14 protein-coding genes are annotated in these 15,017 nt (G+C 65.8%); 11 read left to right on the forward strand and 3 right to left on the reverse strand.

Annotated features, from left to right (window positions below; genetic code table 11):
• A partial coding sequence (locus WH303_RS03505) for a hypothetical protein (protein ID WP_339517020.1) occupies nucleotides 1–186 on the forward strand: 186 nt, incomplete at its 5' end.
• A gap of 4 nt (nucleotides 187–190) precedes the next feature.
• Here the strand turns inward: WH303_RS03505 and rsmA are convergent.
• From rsmA to WH303_RS03520, 3 genes are all read right to left on the reverse strand, one after another.
• The gene (gene rsmA, locus WH303_RS03510) at nucleotides 191–970 is read right to left on the reverse strand and encodes a 16S rRNA (adenine(1518)-N(6)/adenine(1519)-N(6))-dimethyltransferase RsmA (RefSeq protein WP_021026222.1); all 780 of its coding nucleotides are present in this window, start codon (nucleotides 968–970) and stop codon (nucleotides 191–193) included.
• Between the two features lie 118 nt (nucleotides 971–1,088).
• The gene (locus WH303_RS03515; RefSeq protein ID WP_339517021.1) at nucleotides 1,089–2,516 is read right to left on the reverse strand and encodes a peptidylprolyl isomerase; all 1,428 of its coding nucleotides are present in this window, start codon (nucleotides 2,514–2,516) and stop codon (nucleotides 1,089–1,091) included.
• 14 nt (nucleotides 2,517–2,530) lie between these two features.
• Entirely contained in the window at nucleotides 2,531–4,996 is a 2,466-nt protein-coding gene (locus WH303_RS03520; protein WP_339517022.1) for an LPS-assembly protein LptD, read from the reverse strand.
• Between the two features lie 123 nt (nucleotides 4,997–5,119).
• Here WH303_RS03520 and WH303_RS03525 point away from each other — a divergent pair, with 123 nt between their 5' ends.
• The 10 genes from WH303_RS03525 to WH303_RS03570 all read left to right on the forward strand — a co-directional run bounded on the left by WH303_RS03525 (nucleotide 5,120) and on the right by WH303_RS03570 (nucleotide 14,885).
• Nucleotides 5,120–6,265 (forward strand): aminoglycoside phosphotransferase family protein, encoded by a 1,146-nt coding sequence (locus WH303_RS03525; protein WP_339517023.1) that lies wholly within the window; start codon nucleotides 5,120–5,122, stop codon nucleotides 6,263–6,265.
• A 53-nt stretch (nucleotides 6,266–6,318) separates the two neighbouring features.
• The gene (locus tag WH303_RS03530) at nucleotides 6,319–7,053 is read left to right on the forward strand and encodes a 16S rRNA (uracil(1498)-N(3))-methyltransferase (protein ID WP_339517024.1); all 735 of its coding nucleotides are present in this window, start codon (nucleotides 6,319–6,321) and stop codon (nucleotides 7,051–7,053) included.
• Nucleotides 7,054–7,367: 314 nt separating this feature from the next.
• Nucleotides 7,368–8,147 (forward strand): IclR family transcriptional regulator, encoded by a 780-nt coding sequence (locus WH303_RS03535; protein ID WP_021026217.1) that lies wholly within the window; start codon nucleotides 7,368–7,370, stop codon nucleotides 8,145–8,147.
• A 44-nt stretch (nucleotides 8,148–8,191) separates the two neighbouring features.
• Entirely contained in the window at nucleotides 8,192–8,932 is a 741-nt protein-coding gene (locus WH303_RS03540) for a transporter substrate-binding domain-containing protein (protein ID WP_021026216.1), read from the forward strand.
• Nucleotides 8,933–9,041: 109 nt separating this feature from the next.
• Nucleotides 9,042–9,710, forward strand: a complete 669-nt coding sequence (locus tag WH303_RS03545; RefSeq protein WP_021026215.1) for an amino acid ABC transporter permease — start codon at nucleotides 9,042–9,044, stop codon at nucleotides 9,708–9,710.
• The gene (locus WH303_RS03550) at nucleotides 9,707–10,483 is read left to right on the forward strand and encodes an amino acid ABC transporter ATP-binding protein (protein WP_339517025.1); all 777 of its coding nucleotides are present in this window, start codon (nucleotides 9,707–9,709) and stop codon (nucleotides 10,481–10,483) included. Before WH303_RS03545 ends, WH303_RS03550 begins: the two co-directional genes overlap by 4 nt.
• A 16-nt stretch (nucleotides 10,484–10,499) precedes the next feature.
• A complete protein-coding gene (locus WH303_RS03555) occupies nucleotides 10,500–11,090 on the forward strand; it encodes a HutD/Ves family protein (RefSeq protein ID WP_339517026.1) in 591 nt (196 codons plus the stop codon).
• Nucleotides 11,091–11,094: 4 nt separating this feature from the next.
• Nucleotides 11,095–12,492, forward strand: a complete 1,398-nt coding sequence (locus tag WH303_RS03560) for a formimidoylglutamate deiminase (protein ID WP_339517027.1) — start codon at nucleotides 11,095–11,097, stop codon at nucleotides 12,490–12,492.
• A 3-nt stretch (nucleotides 12,493–12,495) separates the two neighbouring features.
• Nucleotides 12,496–13,323 (forward strand): N-formylglutamate deformylase, encoded by an 828-nt coding sequence (gene hutG, locus WH303_RS03565; protein WP_339517028.1) that lies wholly within the window; start codon nucleotides 12,496–12,498, stop codon nucleotides 13,321–13,323.
• A 134-nt stretch (nucleotides 13,324–13,457) separates the two neighbouring features.
• On the forward strand, nucleotides 13,458–14,885 hold the full coding sequence (locus tag WH303_RS03570; RefSeq protein ID WP_339517029.1) for an FAD-binding oxidoreductase: 1,428 nt from the start codon (nucleotides 13,458–13,460) through the stop codon (nucleotides 14,883–14,885).
• Nucleotides 14,886–15,017: the final 132 nt, after the last annotated feature.

Consider the following 15,017-nt stretch of genomic DNA (forward strand, 5'->3'; position numbering starts at 1 on the left):
TTGGCCCGGCCCGGGCGCTCGCTGCTGCTCTTGTGTTTTGGCGCGGCGGCCGAGTCCGGGGCCGTGGGAAGGGTGCCTTTTCGTTTTTTTTACTATTACCTCTGTGGGGTTGGCTTATTCACAAAAAAAACACGCCCGGCTTGCGCCGGGCGTTTTGCTTATGGGCGGGGCCGCTTCAATCCCTGACCGCTCAAGCCGCCTTGGGCGCTGCCGAGAGGCTGGCAGCGGCCTGTTCGTATTCGGCCACCGGCACTTCTTCGGCGCGGCGCTGCAGGTCGAAGTTGCCGCTGTAGCCTTTTTCCTCCAGCCATTTGCCCAAGGTGTTGCGCAAGATCTTGCGGCGCTGGCTGAAGGCCACGCGCACCAGGTCTTCGAGCAGCTTGGCATCGAGCTGGGCGGGTTCGGCGCGCGGGACCATGCGCACCACGGCGCTGTCGACCTTGGGGGGCGGGTCAAAGCTCTCGGGCGGCACAAAGAGCACGTTCTCCATCGCATAGCGCCATTGCAGCATGACGGTGAGGCGGCCGTAGTCCGAGGTGGCGGGTGCGGCCACCATGCGGTCGATCACCTCTTTTTGCAGCATGAAGTGCTGGTCTTCGACCACATCGACCTGGTCGAGCAGGTGAAACAGGATGGGGCTGGAGATGTTGTAGGGCAGGTTGCCGGCCACGCGCAGCTTGGCCACGCCCAGGCGCTGGGCGAGGGCGCGGAAATCGACCTTCAGCACATCGGACTCGACCACATCGAGCTGCGGGTGCGTGCGCAGGCGCAGGGCCAGATCGCGGTCCAGCTCAATGACGCTGAGCTTGCCCAGGCGCTCGACCAGCGGCTGGGTCAGCGCCATCAGACCGGGGCCGATCTCCACCACCGTCTGGCCGGGCAGTGGGTGGATGGCGTCGACAATCGCGTCGATGACGGCGCGATCGGTCAGAAAGTTCTGGCCAAAGCGCTTGCGGGGAATGTGTTTCATGCAATGACAAAGCGGTGCGAAAGCACCGCTCTTGGGTTGGCAGGCTTGGGGCCGATGATGACACCGCCGCAGCGCCACAGCGCCGGGCAGGGTCATCACGCCCCAGGCGGCTGGGCTGTTACTGGGGCGGGTCGCGGTATTCGACATAGGCCCGCGCACGGGCTTCCTGCGCCCAGGTGCTGAAGGCCTGCTCGAGCTTGTTCTCGCGCACGATGGAGCGCACCATGTCACGCTGCTCGCGCTGGTTGAGCTTGGCCTCGCGGCGCTCGAGCAGCTGGATCAGGTGGATACCAAAGCGGCTGGCAATGGGCTGGCTGATCTCGCCGGGCTGCAGCGCGTTGAGCGCTTCTTCGAACTCCGGCACGAACTTGCGCGGGCTGGCCCAGCCCAGGTCGCCGCCTTCCTTGGCGCTGCCGTCTTCGGAGTAGCGCTTGGCCAGGTCTTCAAACGTGTCCTGCTTGGCCAGCACACGGCGGCGGTAGTCTTCGAGGCGCTCCACCGCCTGGGCTTCGCTCAGTTGGGGGCCGGGGCGCAGCAGGATGTGGCGGGCATGGCTTTGCGTGACGATGGCCGGCACCTCACCGCTCGTCTTCTCCAGCACCTTCAGGATGTGAAAGCCCGCAGGCGAGCGCACCGGGCCGGCAATGGCGCCCTGCGGCGTGGACTGCGTCGCCCTGACGAACAGCTCGGGGTAGCGGTCGGCCGGGCGCAGGCCCATGGCGCCGCCGCCCTTGCCGTCGGGCACATCGGAGAACTCGGCCACGGCGGCACCAAAGTCTTCACCGGCGCGGATCTTGTCGGCTGCCAGCTGGGCCTTGGCCTGCAACTGCTTGACCTGGTCTTCGCTGGCGTTTTCCGGCACGGTGATCAGGATGTGGCCCAGGTTGAGCTGGGTGGCGGCACTGGCCATGCCGGCCTTGGCCTTTTGCTCGCGCAGGTACTGGTCGATGTCGAGGTCGCTCACGCGCACCTTGGAGTCGACCTCGGCCTCGCGCAGCTTCTGGATCACCAGCTGCTTTTTCAGATCGGCACGGAACTGCTCCTCTGGAATGCCTTCGCTGGCCAGGCGGCGGCGCAGCTCGGGCATGGTCATGCTGTTCTGGCGCGCGACGGACTCTTCGGCCTGCTGCACGGCAAAGTTGTCCACCTGGATGTTGCGCTCGGCAGCCATCTGCAGCTGGATCTTCTGGCCGATCAGCATCTCCAGCGCCTGGCGGCGTGCCGTCTCGGCGGGGATGTTGTTGGCCTCGGCCTGGGCACGCAGGCGGTCGTACTGCTGCTGCACTTCGACATTGGTGACCGGCTCGGAATTGACGACCGCGACGATGAAGTCCGCAGAGCGCGGGGCATTGCTGCTGCGCTGGGCCAGCGAGGCAGCAGGGATCGCCACCGACGGCACGGCCGTTGGCGTGCCGATGCCGGCGCCCGGGGCCCGCATGCCGGCGGATGCGTTGTCGTTGCTAGCCTTGAAGCCTTGCGCTGCGCTGGCACCAGCGAGCAAAGCCAGGCTGCAGGCCACGCTCAAAGAGAGAATGCGTTGTTTCATGGTCAGGGAATGCTTCAATCGTAATTGCTGAAACGGCTGGGCGCTGCAGAGCCGTTGCCGCTGGGCAGAGACTGGTAGCCGGGTACGTTTTCGCGCATGCTGGCCAGCGGGTCAGCGCCCAGGGTGAGTTTGGTCAGGCCAGTGAATTCCATCTGGAACAGCAGCTTGGTGTTCGCCTGTACCAGCGAGTTCTGCAAACGCTGCAGCACCACACGGCTGCTCCAGCAGCAGCCGCTGTATTCCAAGCCAATGACCGAATCCACCAGTTTCTTGTCGCGCATACTGTAGTTCAGGCGGCCCACAGTGTACCAGCGGCCTTCGCCCTTGGCTTTTTTGCCCCCGGAGCCAAAGATCTCATTGACCGGCCACTGCCAGCCCAGGTCCATCTGCTCGCTGTTCTGTGCCTGGTAGCGGTAGGCCAGCGCCAGCGTCTTGTAGTCGCCGGGCTTGTAGCGCGCCTGCATGGTCGAGCGCACCGAGCGGCCGCTGTCCGGGTTGAACTGCACCGTGGTGTCAAAGCCCCACTTGGGCGTCCAGTTGATGCCCGCGCCCAGCATGATGTCCGACCAGCGCTCGTTGACCGAGCTGGCATTGGGCATGACCACCTGCTGGTCCGAGAAGCGCAGGCGCTGGGCGATGCCAAAGCGCGCCGCCTCGGCGCCGGTCTCGGCATCGAGAAAGCGCGTGGTGGCGCCCACGGTCAGCATGTTGTTGTCGGCAATGCGGTCATAGCCGCTGAACGAGTTCGAGCTGAAGATGGTCGCAAAGCTGAAGTCATACGGCGCCGTGTCGTAGACCGGAATCATGCTCTGGTCGCGGTAGGGCGTGTAGGTGTAGAAGGCGCGCGGCTCCAGCGTCTGGATCAGGTTGCGGCCAAACAGGCGCGTCGAGCGCTCAAAGGTCAGGCCGCTGTCGAGGCTGACGGTGGGCACGGTGATGCTGGCGCTGCTGACGGTGGCCAGGCCCGAGTTGTCAAAGTTGTAGTGCCGGGTGTTGAGCATCAGCTTGGGCGTGATGTAGCCCTGCGGCGCAATGAAGGGGCGGCTGAGCTCTGCCTGGATATAGCCGCGGTCGGCATTGGGCTGGTTGAGCAGGCTGGTGTCGGCACGGAAGCGCGTGGCATCGGCCTCGATCGAGCCTTCCAGGCCCAGCGGCAGGTTTTGCGGCGTGTAGCGGTACTGCAGCTGGGGCATGCGGTCATATGGCGGCACGATGGGCGAGAGCGGGTCCTGCAGGGTCTGCCACTTCTGCGCGCGCAGCAGCAGGCTATGGTCGTCGCGCGACCAGCTGGCCGAGGCTTCGCTGTTGAGCAGGCGCTCGTTGAGCTTGTAGCTGTTGCCCTGGAAGTCGCGCCAGTAGTCCGAGTCGCTCACGCGCTTGGCGTTGATGTTCAGTCCCAGGCCGCCAATGGGCGTATCCAGGCTGCCGTTGTGCATCCACAGCCAGGACCAGCGGTCGCGGTCGCGCAGGCGGTCGCCGGGCATGTACAGGCCCGCCAGGGTGCCGCTGTAGGTGGGCTCCAGGTAGCGGAACTCGCCGCCCAGCGCCAGGCCGCGCTTGACCATGGCCGTTGGCGTGATGGTGGCGTCGCGGTTGGGCGCAATGTTCCAGTAGTAGGGCTGGGCGTAGGTGAAGCCGCTGTCACTGTCGAGCGACATGGTGGGCGGCAGCAGGCCCGATTTGCGCTTTTCCGACAGCGGAAAGCTCATCTTGGGGATGGGGATGATCGGCACGCCCTTGAATTCAAGCACGCCGTTCTCGGCCACACCGACCTCTTCGAGGTTGTCGATGCTGATTTTTTCAGCACGGATGATCCAGTCCGGCTGCCAGCTGGCCTCGTCGTCGCGCTGGCAGGTGGTGTAGGTGCCGTCATGCACGACCGAGCGCTCGCGGTCGATGAAATCCACGCGCGAGGCCACGCCATAGCCGTTGTTGGGCAGCAGGCGGTAGTTGGCGTCCTTGAAGAAACCCTCGTTCGAATCGAGCTGCATCTGCAGCTCGGTGCCGTCAAACACGCTGCCGGCGCGGTTGATGTGCACATTGCCATCGGCATAGGCGGTGTTGCTGGGCTCGTAAAAGCGCAGGCGGTCGGCGCGGATCATGGTGTCGGCACGGCGCAGGCTGGCATTGCCGGTGACGGTAGTCATGTCCGCCGTCTGGCCGGTGAGCTCGTCGCCCTCGAGGTAGACCGGCATCTTGCCGCGCTGCTCGGAGCTCAGGCTCTCTTGCAGGCGGGGGCTGGTGCGCAGCACCAGGCCGGCGTCGTCGCTGCCAACGGGCGCCTGGGCCAGTACCAGCGCGGGCGAGGCCCAGAGCATGGCCATGCACAGCCGGGCGATGGTGGTGGGGGAGAAGCTAAGGGGGGTGCGGGACAAGGTGCGGGGCGATGTGTTGGTGTTTGCGCGCGCGCGCAGCCCTGCGGCGGCGCCTGCAGGGCGGGGCGAGGCTGGCGCCACATCGGTGAAAGCGTGAATATCCATGGGAAATAGCCACTGGCCTGTGCATCTGCGGTGCATACATGCACACGGATCTGGATCTGGGGCCCAGCCGGGCGGCAGGGCTTTGTAGAATCTGCATTATCCATGAGCCAATCTATTTCCCCCATGTCTGACCCTATTGCTGCATCTTCTGTAGCACCCCAGCCTGACAGCGCCAAGCAATCTTTACAGGGCGTTACCCCCGTCGTGTGGGCCGATGCCACCCGCGCCGCGCAGTTTGCCCCCTGGCTGGCAGCGGTAGCGGCCCGCCATGGTCTGCGCCCCGAGAGCCTGCGCCTGGCGTCTGCCGATGCCAGCTTTCGCCGCTATTTGCGGGTGGACGACCTGCAGGGCGGCACGCGCATCATCATGGATGCGCCGCCGGACAAGGAAAACAGCGAACCCTTTGTACAGGTGCAAGCGCTGCTGGCCGAGGCCGGCCTGAATGCCCCCCAGGTGCTGGATTGGGATGCCGCCCACGGCTTCATGCTGCTGTCCGACTTGGGCACGCAGACGGTGATCGAAAAGCTCCAGCCGCCCGATTCGCAGGCCGCCTACCAGTGGTATATGCAGGCGGTCGATATCTTGGTGGACTGGCAAAAGGCATCGCGCGAAGGCGTGCTGCCTGTCTATGACGAGGCCGTGCTGCGCCGCGAGCTGCAGCTGTTCCCTGACTGGTACATCGCCCAGCACCGCCAGGTGCAGCTGAACGACAAGCAGCAGGCCGTGCTCCAAAACGCCTTTGACGCCATCGTGGCGCAGAACCTGTCGGTGCCCCGCGTGTTTGTGCACCGCGACTTCATGATGCGCAACCTGATGGTGCCGCCCACTGCCGGCGCGCCGCTGGGCGTGCTCGATTTCCAGGATGCGCTCTACGGCCCCATCACCTATGACATTGCCAGCCTGATGCGCGATGCCTTCATCAGCTGGGAAGAGGATTTTGTGGTGGACATCACCATCCGCTACTGGGAGAAAGCGCGCAAGGCCGGCCTGCTGGGCGCTGACAGCCCCTCGGGCTTTGGTGCGGATTTTGGTGACTTCTACCGCGCAGTCGAATGGATGGGCATCCAGCGCCACCTGAAGGTGGCCGGCATCTTTGCCCGCCTGACCCTGCGCGACGGCAAGCCGCGCTACCTGGCCGATGCACCGCGCTTTTTGCACTACATTCGCTCAACCGCATCGCGCTACCGCGAGCTGGTGCCGCTGATGCGCCTGATCCATGAGGTCGAGGGCATCGAGGAGCAAGGCGGCTGGATGATGGGCCGGGGTTGAACCTCGTTGCTGAAATCTCTGCCCTTTCCTGCCATCCACTTTGACCCAGCACCATGCCCCGTTTTTACTGCCCCGTTGAGTTGCGCGTAGGCGCTGCACTGGATCTGCCGCCCGAGGCTGCGCGCCATGTGCAGGTGTTTCGCATGCAGCCCGGTGACCACATCACCCTGTTCAACGGCGAAGCCGGCACGCCTGCGGGCGAATACGACGCCAGCATTGTGCAAATGGGCCGCAGCCATGTGACCGTGCAGATCGAGGGCCACACGGCCATCGAGCGCGAAGCGGCCCGCGCCGTGCACCTGCTGGCTGGTATTACCGCGGGCGAGCGCATGGAATGGCTGGTGGAGAAGGCCACCGAGCTGGGCGTGGCCAGCATCACGCCGCTGGAGGCCGAGCGCTCGGTCACCCGCCTCAAAGGCGACCGCGCCACCAAGCGCCAGGAGCGCTGGCAGGCGATTGCCGCCAGCGCCTGCGAGCAGTGCGGCCGCAACCAGGTGCCGCGCATCCATGCGCCCATGGACCTGGCGCAGTGGATCAAGGCCGGCGGCCTGGCCGATGCACAGCGCCTGGTGCTGTCGCTGGCAGACGGCACCCAGCCGCTGGCCCAGGCGGTGCAGCAGGCGGGCGCCCAGCCCCTGGTTTTCCTCTCCGGTCCCGAAGGCGGCCTGTCGCCCGCCGAAGAAGCGCTGGCGCGCGGCAATGGCTTTGCGCCCGTCACCCTGGGCCCACGTGTGCTGCGCGCTGAGACCGCGCCGCTCGCGGCTTTGGGCTATCTGGCGGCCCTTTGACAGCAGCCTGTGCGCTGACGAAGCGCTGACTCAACGCTGATGGAGCGGCGCCCCCACCACGGGCCCGCCCAAACACTCCCCTCTCTTCCGTCCACCTGCCCTGCAGGTGCGCGGCGGCGCTGGCCTGCGCGCTAAGCGCCGCACCACACTGGGGCTTTTTACATTTCAAATTCCCAATAAATGGGAATTGAATGGGCCATTCAATTCCGACCTAGGGTTTGCGCTAGGGTGCAATACAGAGAGCAATTCGACAATTCTGGCATTGATCTTGCAAGATCCTTGTTGTCACTAGTCCCGAGGAATGGGAATTGCGAATGGATGCTACAGAGTTGTTGGTCAGCGAGCGTGCGGCAGCGGATACCCCGGGCTCCGAGGTGTCGGCGGCCGACCGGGTGCTGCAGGTGTTGGCGGTATTGGCCTGCGCCGGGCGGCCGCTGTCGGCCAGCGAGCTGATGCAGGGCACTGGTTTGCCCCGCAGCAGCCTGTACCGGCAGCTCGCGCGCCTCAAGCGTTTTGGCTTTGTGGCCGACAGCGGCGCGCTGTATGCGCCCGGGCCGCTGGGCCTGCAGCTGGCGCGTGGCTTTGACGATGGCTCCCATTTGGTGCATGTGGCCCGCCCTGTGCTGGTGCAGCTGTCGCAGCAGACCCAGGAGAGCGCAGGCCTCTTGGTAGCGGCCAATGGCCAGGCCGTGTGCCTGGACATGGTGGAAAGCCCGCTGTCGCTGCGCTGCTCCTTCGACAAGGGCAGCAGCGTGCCGCTGAAGGTCGGGGCATCGGCCAAGTGCGTGCTGGCCTACCTGCCTGCCGTGCAACGCGAAGCGCTGCTCAACCAGCACTACGGCGAAGGCACCCCCGCCCGCGCCGAAGCCGCTGCCGAGCTGCAGGAGCTGCGCACGCAGGGCTACATCACCACGGTGGGCCAGGTCGATGCCGGTGTCTGGGGATGCAGCGTGCCGGTGTTTGCCAGCGGCCGCCGCGCGGTCGCTGCGCTCAGCCTGATGGCGCCGCAGCAGCGTGTGCAGCACCAGCAAGCCCAGCTGGTGCAGGCGACCTTGGCAGCGGCGGCCCGCATCTCCCGCAGTCTGGCTGGATGACATTGCGATTTTGCTTGGTACTTGAATTGAAAAAGGACTCTCCCATGAACTTCCGTCGCCTGGTCTTGAAGACCTCTTTGATCGCCCTGGCCTGTGGTGCAGGTGCTGCCTTTGCCCAGAACAATGTGCTGCGCGTGGCCACCGATGCTACTTTCCCGCCGATGGAATTTGTCGAAAACGGCAAGAAAACCGGTTTTGACGTCGAACTCGTCGAGGCCGTCGCGGCCAAGATGGGCAAGAAGGTCGAATGGGTCGACATCGACTTCAAGGGCCTGGTGCCCGGTCTGATCGCCAAGCGCTACGACATGGCCGTCTCGGCCATCTACATCACCGATGAGCGCAAGAAGGTGGTGGACTTCACCCAGCCTTACTACGCCGGCGGCCTGGTGGCCATGGTCAAGGAAGGCAGCCCCATCACCAAGCTGAGCGATCTGGATGGCAAGAAGGTCTCGGTGCAGGTAGGCACCAAGTCGGTGGGTTACCTCACCGAGCACTTCCCCAAGGTGCAGCGCGTGGAGGTCGAAAAGAACCAGGAAATGTTCAACCTGGTCGATATCGGCCGCGCCGATGCCGCCGTCACCGGCAAGCCTGCCGCGTTCCAGTACAACCGCACGCGCGGCGGCATGAAGGTGCTGGCCGAGCAGATCACCACCGAGGAATACGGCATGGCCATCCGCAAGGACACGCCTGAGTTGACGGTGGCCGTGAACAAGGCGCTCGAGCAGCTCAAGGCTGACGGTGGCTACAAGGCCATCGTGGACAAGTGGTTCCCCAGCAGCAAGTAAGCAAGCGATGCGCGTGTTGACGGCCTGGTGGGAATGAGGCCGTCCACATGTCCCAAGGCAGCGCAAGGCCCCCAGGCCAGTGCGCTGATCTGAGACGACAGGATTGACTATGGATTTGGATTTTTCGCCCGTCTGGGCAGGGTGGCCCGATCTGCTGCGCGGTGCAGCGGTGACAGTGGAGATCACGGCCGCTGCGCTGGTGCTGGGCTGCGTGATGGGTCTGCTGATCGGCATTGGCCGGCTCAACCCCAAGAACAGGATCATCTACGGCATCTGCACGGCCTATGTGGCCGCCATCCGGGGCACGCCGCTCCTGGTGCAGCTGTTCATTCTGTTCTTCGGCCTGCCGCAGTTTGGCATCATGCTGCCGGCCTTTGCCTGCGGCGTGCTCGGCCTGGGCATTTACTCGGGCGCCTATGTGTCCGAAGTGGTGCGCGGCGCCATCCAGTCCATCGACCGCGGCCAGATGGAGGCGGCGCGTTCCATCGGCATGTCGTCGGGCCAGGCCATGGCCTCGGTGATCCTGCCCCAGGCCATCGTGCGCATGATTCCGCCACTGGGCAATGAATTCATCGCGCTGATCAAAAACTCGGCGCTGGTCTCGCTGCTGACCATCCACGATGTGATGCACCAGGGCCAGAAGATCATCAGCGTCTCCTACCGCTCCCTGGAAGTGTATTTGGCGATTGCCGTGATTTATTTTGTATTGACCGGTGTGACCACCCTGGCCCTGCGCCATTTTGAAAAGCGCCTGCGCGCTGGAGGCATGGTGCAATGACCGCAGCTCCCCAACTTTCCGAATCCATGGTCCGCATCCGTGGGCTGCGCAAGGCCTTTGGCACGCATGTGGTGCTCGACGGCATCGACTTCGATGTCAAGCCCCAGCAGGTGGTCGTCGTCATCGGGCCCAGTGGCTCGGGCAAGAGCACTTTCTTGCGCTGCTGCAATGGCCTCGAAGTGCCGCAGGGCGGCAGTGTCGAGATCTGTGGCCGCACCCTGGTGCAGGACGGCCAGATGCTGCCCGAGAAAGCCCTCAACGCGCTACGCGAAGAGGTGGGCATGGTGTTCCAGTCCTTCAACCTGTTTCCGCACCTGTCGGTGCTGGACAACGTGACCTTGGGCCCGCGCAAGCTCCATGGCTTGAGCCGCAAGGATGCCGATGCGCTGGCGCATGACCTGCTGAAAAAAGTGGGCCTGGGCCACAAGGCCGATGCGATGCCCGGCAGCCTCTCGGGCGGGCAAAAGCAGCGCGTGGCCATTGCGCGCGCGCTGGCCATGCGGCCCAAGGTGATGCTGTTTGACGAGCCGACCTCGGCCCTCGACCCCGAGCTGGTGGGCGAGGTGCTGCAGGTGATGAAGATGCTGGCCGCCGAAGGCATGACCATGATGGTGGTGACCCATGAAATGGGCTTTGCCAAGGAAGTGGCCGATGTGGTCGTCGTCATGGATGGCGGCGGCATCATCGAAGCCGGTGACCCGCAGACCATCTTCAGCAACCCGACCAAGGAGCGCACGCGCAGCTTTTTGCAGGCCGTGTTGACCAAGCAATAAACGGGCAGGGATGAGCATGCAATTTTTCAGCAGCAGCGCGCTGCCCGCTACGCCATGGAAGAACGGCGGCGGCACGACGCAAGAGGTGCTGTGCTGGCCGCCTGGCGCCAGCATCGACAGTTTTGCCTGGCGCATCAGCATTGCGCAGATCGCCAGCAGCGGGCCGTTCTCGGCCTTTGCTGGCGTGGACCGCATCATCACCTTGCTGGGGGGTGACGGCGTGCATTTGCAGGCTGCCGATGGCAGCGTGGACCATCTGCTGCAGCACTGCCTGCAGCCCTTCGCCTTCTCGGGCGACGTGGCGCTGGACTGCGAGCTGCTGGGCGGCGCCTCGCAGGATTTGAATGTGATGACCCGGCGCGGCCGGGTGCAGGCACAGGTGACGATCCACCGGGGTGGCAGCCTGCAGCTGGGCAGTGCCCAGGGCCTGCTGCTGGCGCGGGCTGGCAGCTGGCGCTTGCCAGCGCATGCCGCTGCGCTGGTGGCCGGTGGTGAAGACGGCCTGTACTGGACCGCTGCGCCCGGCCAGCCGCTGCAGCTGGAGGCGAGCAGCGACGACGCCCTGTTGATCGCCGTCGCGCTGCAGGAGGGAGCAGCCGGTGTCTGATGCGATGAATACCCATAACCAATTGTTTGCCGCCCAGGCCTTGCTGCCCACGGGCTGGGCGCAGAACGTGCTGCTGCGCTGGGATGCGCAAGGCCGCTTCAGCGCCATCGAAGCCGGCGTGGACGCGGCCCGCTGCGCCGGCGTGGCACAGGCCGGCGGCCCGGTGCTGCCGGGCATGCCCAACTTGCATTCGCATGCGTTCCAGCGCGGCTTTGCCGGGCTGTCGGAGTTCCGGGGCCAGGCGCAGGACAGCTTTTGGAGCTGGCGCAACCTGATGTACCGCTTTGCCGCGCGCCTGGGGCCCCAGCACCTGGAGGCGATTGCCACCTGGCTCTACATCGAGATGCTCGAAGCGGGCTACACCAGCGTCTGCGAGTTCCACTACCTGCACCACCAGCCCGATGGCCAGGCCTATGCGCCCGATGGTGAGCTGAGCCTGGCGCTGCTGCGTGCGGCGCAGACGGCGGGCATCGGCATCACCCTGCTGCCGGTGCTCTACCAGAACAGCGGCTTTGGCGGCCAGGCGCCCAATGAGGGGCAAAAGCGTTTTATCCGCAGCACCGACAACATGCTGCGCCTGCTGGAGAGCTTGGCCCCCGCCTGCAACGCCCAAGGCGCGGCGCTGGGCCTGGCGCCGCACTCGCTGCGCGCCGTGGCGCCCCAGGCCTTGCAAGAGGCCGTGCAGGGCCTGCATGCGCTGAATGCACAGGCGCCAGTACACATCCATATCGCCGAGCAGATGGCCGAGGTCAACGCCTGCGTTGCCTGGAGCGGCCAGCGCCCGGTGGCCTGGCTGCTGGACCATATGCCGGTGGACGCGCGCTGGTGCCTGGTGCATGCCACGCACATGGACGCGGCCGAGTACGCAGCGGCAGCCGCATCGCAAGCGGTGGCCGGCCTGTGCCCGCTGACCGAAGCCAACCTGGGCGACGGCATCTTTGACCTGCCGCGCTGGCAGGCCGGTGCCGGCCGCTGGGGCATTGGCTCGGACAGCCATATCGGCGTGAACGCCGCCGAAGAGCTGATGATGCTCGAGTACAGCCAGCGCCTGCAATCGCAGCAGCGCAATGTGGCGGCCAGCGCCCAGCAGCCCCATGTGGGCAGCCATATGCTGCTGGCAGCGGTGCAGGGCGGCGCGCAGGCCAGTGGCCGCGCGGTGGCCGGCCTGGCGCTGGGCCAGCAAGCCGATTTTGTGGTGCTCGATGGCCAGCACCTGGCGCTGGCCGGGCTGCCCGCTGCCGAGCAGCTCGATGCCCATGTGTTTGCCAGCAGCCGCAGCAGTGCGGTGGCCCGTGTCTGGGTGGGCGGCCAGTGCTGCGTGGCCGACGGCCGCCACCGGCTGCACCACAGCGCGCAGCGTGGCTTTGTCGCCGCGCGCAGCGAACTTCTTCAGGAGCCATGATCCATGCATTTTGAAACCGACCGCGCAGCGTTTGAATTCCGCCAAGGCACGGCACCGCTGCTGATCTCTTTCCCCCATGTGGGCACCTATGTGCCACCCGCGCTGGCCGAGCGCTTTACGCCCGAGGCGCGCGAGGTGCACGACACCGACTGGCACCTGCCGCTGCTCTATGCGTTTGCGCAGGAGATCGGGGCATCGACCCTGGTGGCCACGCATTCGCGTCTGGTGGTGGACATGAACCGCCCCCCCGATGGCGCCAGCCTCTACCCCGGCCAGAGCGTCACCGGCCTGTGCCCGGTGGACACCTTTGCCGACACCCCCGTCTACCAAGGCGCCGCGCTGCAGCCCGATGATGCCGAGATTGCCCAGCGCCGCGACCAGGTCTGGAAGCCCTACCACGACCAGCTGGCCGCCGAGCTGGCCCGCATCCAGGCCCAGCATGGCGCAGCCGGCCTGTGGGATGCGCATTCGATCCAGTCGGTGCTGCCACGCTTTTTTGAGGGCAAGCTGCCCGACTTGAACCTGGGCACCAACAAGGGTGCCAGCTGCGGCGAAGGCCTGGGCGAGGCGCTGCTGGCCGAGGCGCGCAAGGGCGAGGCCGACGGCTTTAGCAGCGTGCTCAATGGCCGCTTCCAAGGCGGCTATATCACGCGCCACTATGGCCAGCCGGCGCAGAACGTGCATGCCATCCAGCTGGAGATGACGCAGAGCAGCTATATGCAGGAGCACATGCCTTTTGACTACCTGCCGGCCGTGGCCGCCAAGGTGCAGCCCCATGTGCGCCGCATGGTGGAGACCTTGCTGGCCTACGTGCAGCAAGCTGCGCGCTGATTCCCACTAACCCAGAAACGGCATCCCGGGCTTGCACCGCAGGCCAGGGATGCCTTTTTTTGCTCTACTGACCGAGCAGGTTTTGCTGCTGGCAGGCCGCGCTCCTGCGGCAAATCGACCGACAATAGCGGGCTATGACTACCTCTAGCACCGACAACGCGGCAGCCGCTCCTGCGGCGGCTTTCTGGGCCGATCTTGAGCAAGCGCTGGGCCCCAACGGCTTTTCGCGCGGCGCGGACGCCATTCCGCCAAAGTACTGGACCGACTGGAGCGGAACCCCGCCAGTGCCGCCGCTGGCACTGCTGCGCCCGCGCAGCACCGAAGAGGTCAGTGCCTTGCTGCGCATCTGCCATGCCCACCGCGTGCCGGTGGTGCCCCAGGGCGGGCTGACGGGCCTGGCCGGTGCGGCGGTGCCAGTCGCCCAGGGCGTGGCGGTGGCGATGGACCGCATGCAGCAGATCGAGGACGTGAATGCCCGCACCGGCCTGATGACGGTGCAGGCCGGCGTCACCCTGCAGACGGTGCAGGAAGCGGCCGTGGCGGCGGGCTGGGTGTTTGGCGTGGACCTGGGCGCGCGCGGCAGCTGCCAGATTGGTGGCAATGTCTCGACCAATGCGGGCGGCAATGGCGTGCTGCAAAACGGCATGATGCGCGAGCAGGTGCTGGGGCTGGAGGTGGTGCTGGCCGATGGCACGGTGCTGCCGATGCTGCGGCCCATGCTGAAGAACAACACCGGCTACGACCTCAAGCAGTTCTTTATCGGTGCCGAGGGCACCCTGGGCATCATCACCCGCGTGCTGCTGCGCCTGCGGCCCGCCCCGCAGGCCAAGGCCACCTGCATGGTGGCGCTGCCCGGCTTTGACGAGGCGCTGGCGGTGCTGGCGCGCATGCAGGCCCGTTTTGGCAACAGCGTGGCCGCGTTTGAGCTGATGTGGAGCGACTTTGTGCAGACCTCCATCCAGTGGCAAAAGCTGCAGCCGGCGTTTGCCCAGCAGCACCCGCTGCAGGCGCTGATCGATGTGGATGGCAAGGACGAGGCTGCGCTGCGCGCTGCGGTGGAAGAGGCCTTGGGCGAGGCCATGGAGGCTGGCGAGGTGGCGGATGCGGTGATTGCGCAGTCGAGCGAGCAGGCCAAAAGCCTGTGGAAGCTGCGCGAGGCACCCGCCGAGATGACCGCGCACATGCACCCTCCGGTGAACTTTGACGTCAGCCTGCCCCAGGTGGATATCGGCCGCTTTGCCGCCGCCTGCCGCGCCGCCTTTGATGCGCGCTGGCCCGGCCACCACAGCCTGTTCTTTGGCCATGTGGGCGACGGCAATCTGCATGTCACCACCGACAGCCAAACCATCCATGGCGAGGACGAGGCGCTGGAAGCCGTGCTGTACGGCCTGGTGCAGCAGTTCCAGGGCAGCGTATCGGCCGAGCATGGCATTGGCCTGCACAAGATGCCTTACCTGGGCTTTAGCCGCACCTCGCAGGAGCTGGCCGCCATGCGCGCCATCAAGCAGGCGCTCGATCCGCTGGGGCTGATGAACCCGGGCAAGGTACTGGCGGCGGACTGAATCCTGTTTTAGTCCTCTCCTACAGAGCCGGGGGGGGGGGGGGGGGGGGGGGCGGGGGGGGGAGGGTTTTGGGGTTGTGGTGGCGGGAGCCCAAAAGGGGGCACGGGTGGGGGGTGGGGGTGGGGGACCCAC

The organism is Comamonas sp. MYb69, assembly GCF_037479315.1.
GTDB lineage: Bacteria > Pseudomonadota > Gammaproteobacteria > Burkholderiales > Burkholderiaceae_C > Comamonas.

Bases quoted from the DNA above. Each gene is read 5' to 3' on its own strand.
- rsmA (WP_021026222.1), bottom strand. From the start codon at position 970: ATGAAACACATTCCCCGCAAGCGCTTTGGCCAGAACTTTCTGACCGAT.
- WH303_RS03515 (WP_339517021.1), bottom strand. From the start codon at position 2,516: ATGAAACAACGCATTCTCTCTTTGAGCGTGGCCTGCAGCCTGGCTTTG.
- WH303_RS03520 (WP_339517022.1), bottom strand. From the start codon at position 4,996: ATGGATATTCACGCTTTCACCGATGTGGCGCCAGCCTCGCCCCGCCCT.
- WH303_RS03525 (WP_339517023.1), top strand. From the start codon at position 5,120: ATGTCTGACCCTATTGCTGCATCTTCTGTAGCACCCCAGCCTGACAGC.
- WH303_RS03530 (WP_339517024.1), top strand. From the start codon at position 6,319: ATGCCCCGTTTTTACTGCCCCGTTGAGTTGCGCGTAGGCGCTGCACTG.
- WH303_RS03535 (WP_021026217.1), top strand. From the start codon at position 7,368: ATGGATGCTACAGAGTTGTTGGTCAGCGAGCGTGCGGCAGCGGATACC.
- WH303_RS03540 (WP_021026216.1), top strand. From the start codon at position 8,192: ATGAACTTCCGTCGCCTGGTCTTGAAGACCTCTTTGATCGCCCTGGCC.
- WH303_RS03545 (WP_021026215.1), top strand. From the start codon at position 9,042: ATGGATTTGGATTTTTCGCCCGTCTGGGCAGGGTGGCCCGATCTGCTG.
- WH303_RS03550 (WP_339517025.1), top strand. From the start codon at position 9,707: ATGACCGCAGCTCCCCAACTTTCCGAATCCATGGTCCGCATCCGTGGG.
- WH303_RS03555 (WP_339517026.1), top strand. From the start codon at position 10,500: ATGCAATTTTTCAGCAGCAGCGCGCTGCCCGCTACGCCATGGAAGAAC.
- WH303_RS03560 (WP_339517027.1), top strand. From the start codon at position 11,095: ATGAATACCCATAACCAATTGTTTGCCGCCCAGGCCTTGCTGCCCACG.
- hutG (WP_339517028.1), top strand. From the start codon at position 12,496: ATGCATTTTGAAACCGACCGCGCAGCGTTTGAATTCCGCCAAGGCACG.
- WH303_RS03570 (WP_339517029.1), top strand. From the start codon at position 13,458: ATGACTACCTCTAGCACCGACAACGCGGCAGCCGCTCCTGCGGCGGCT.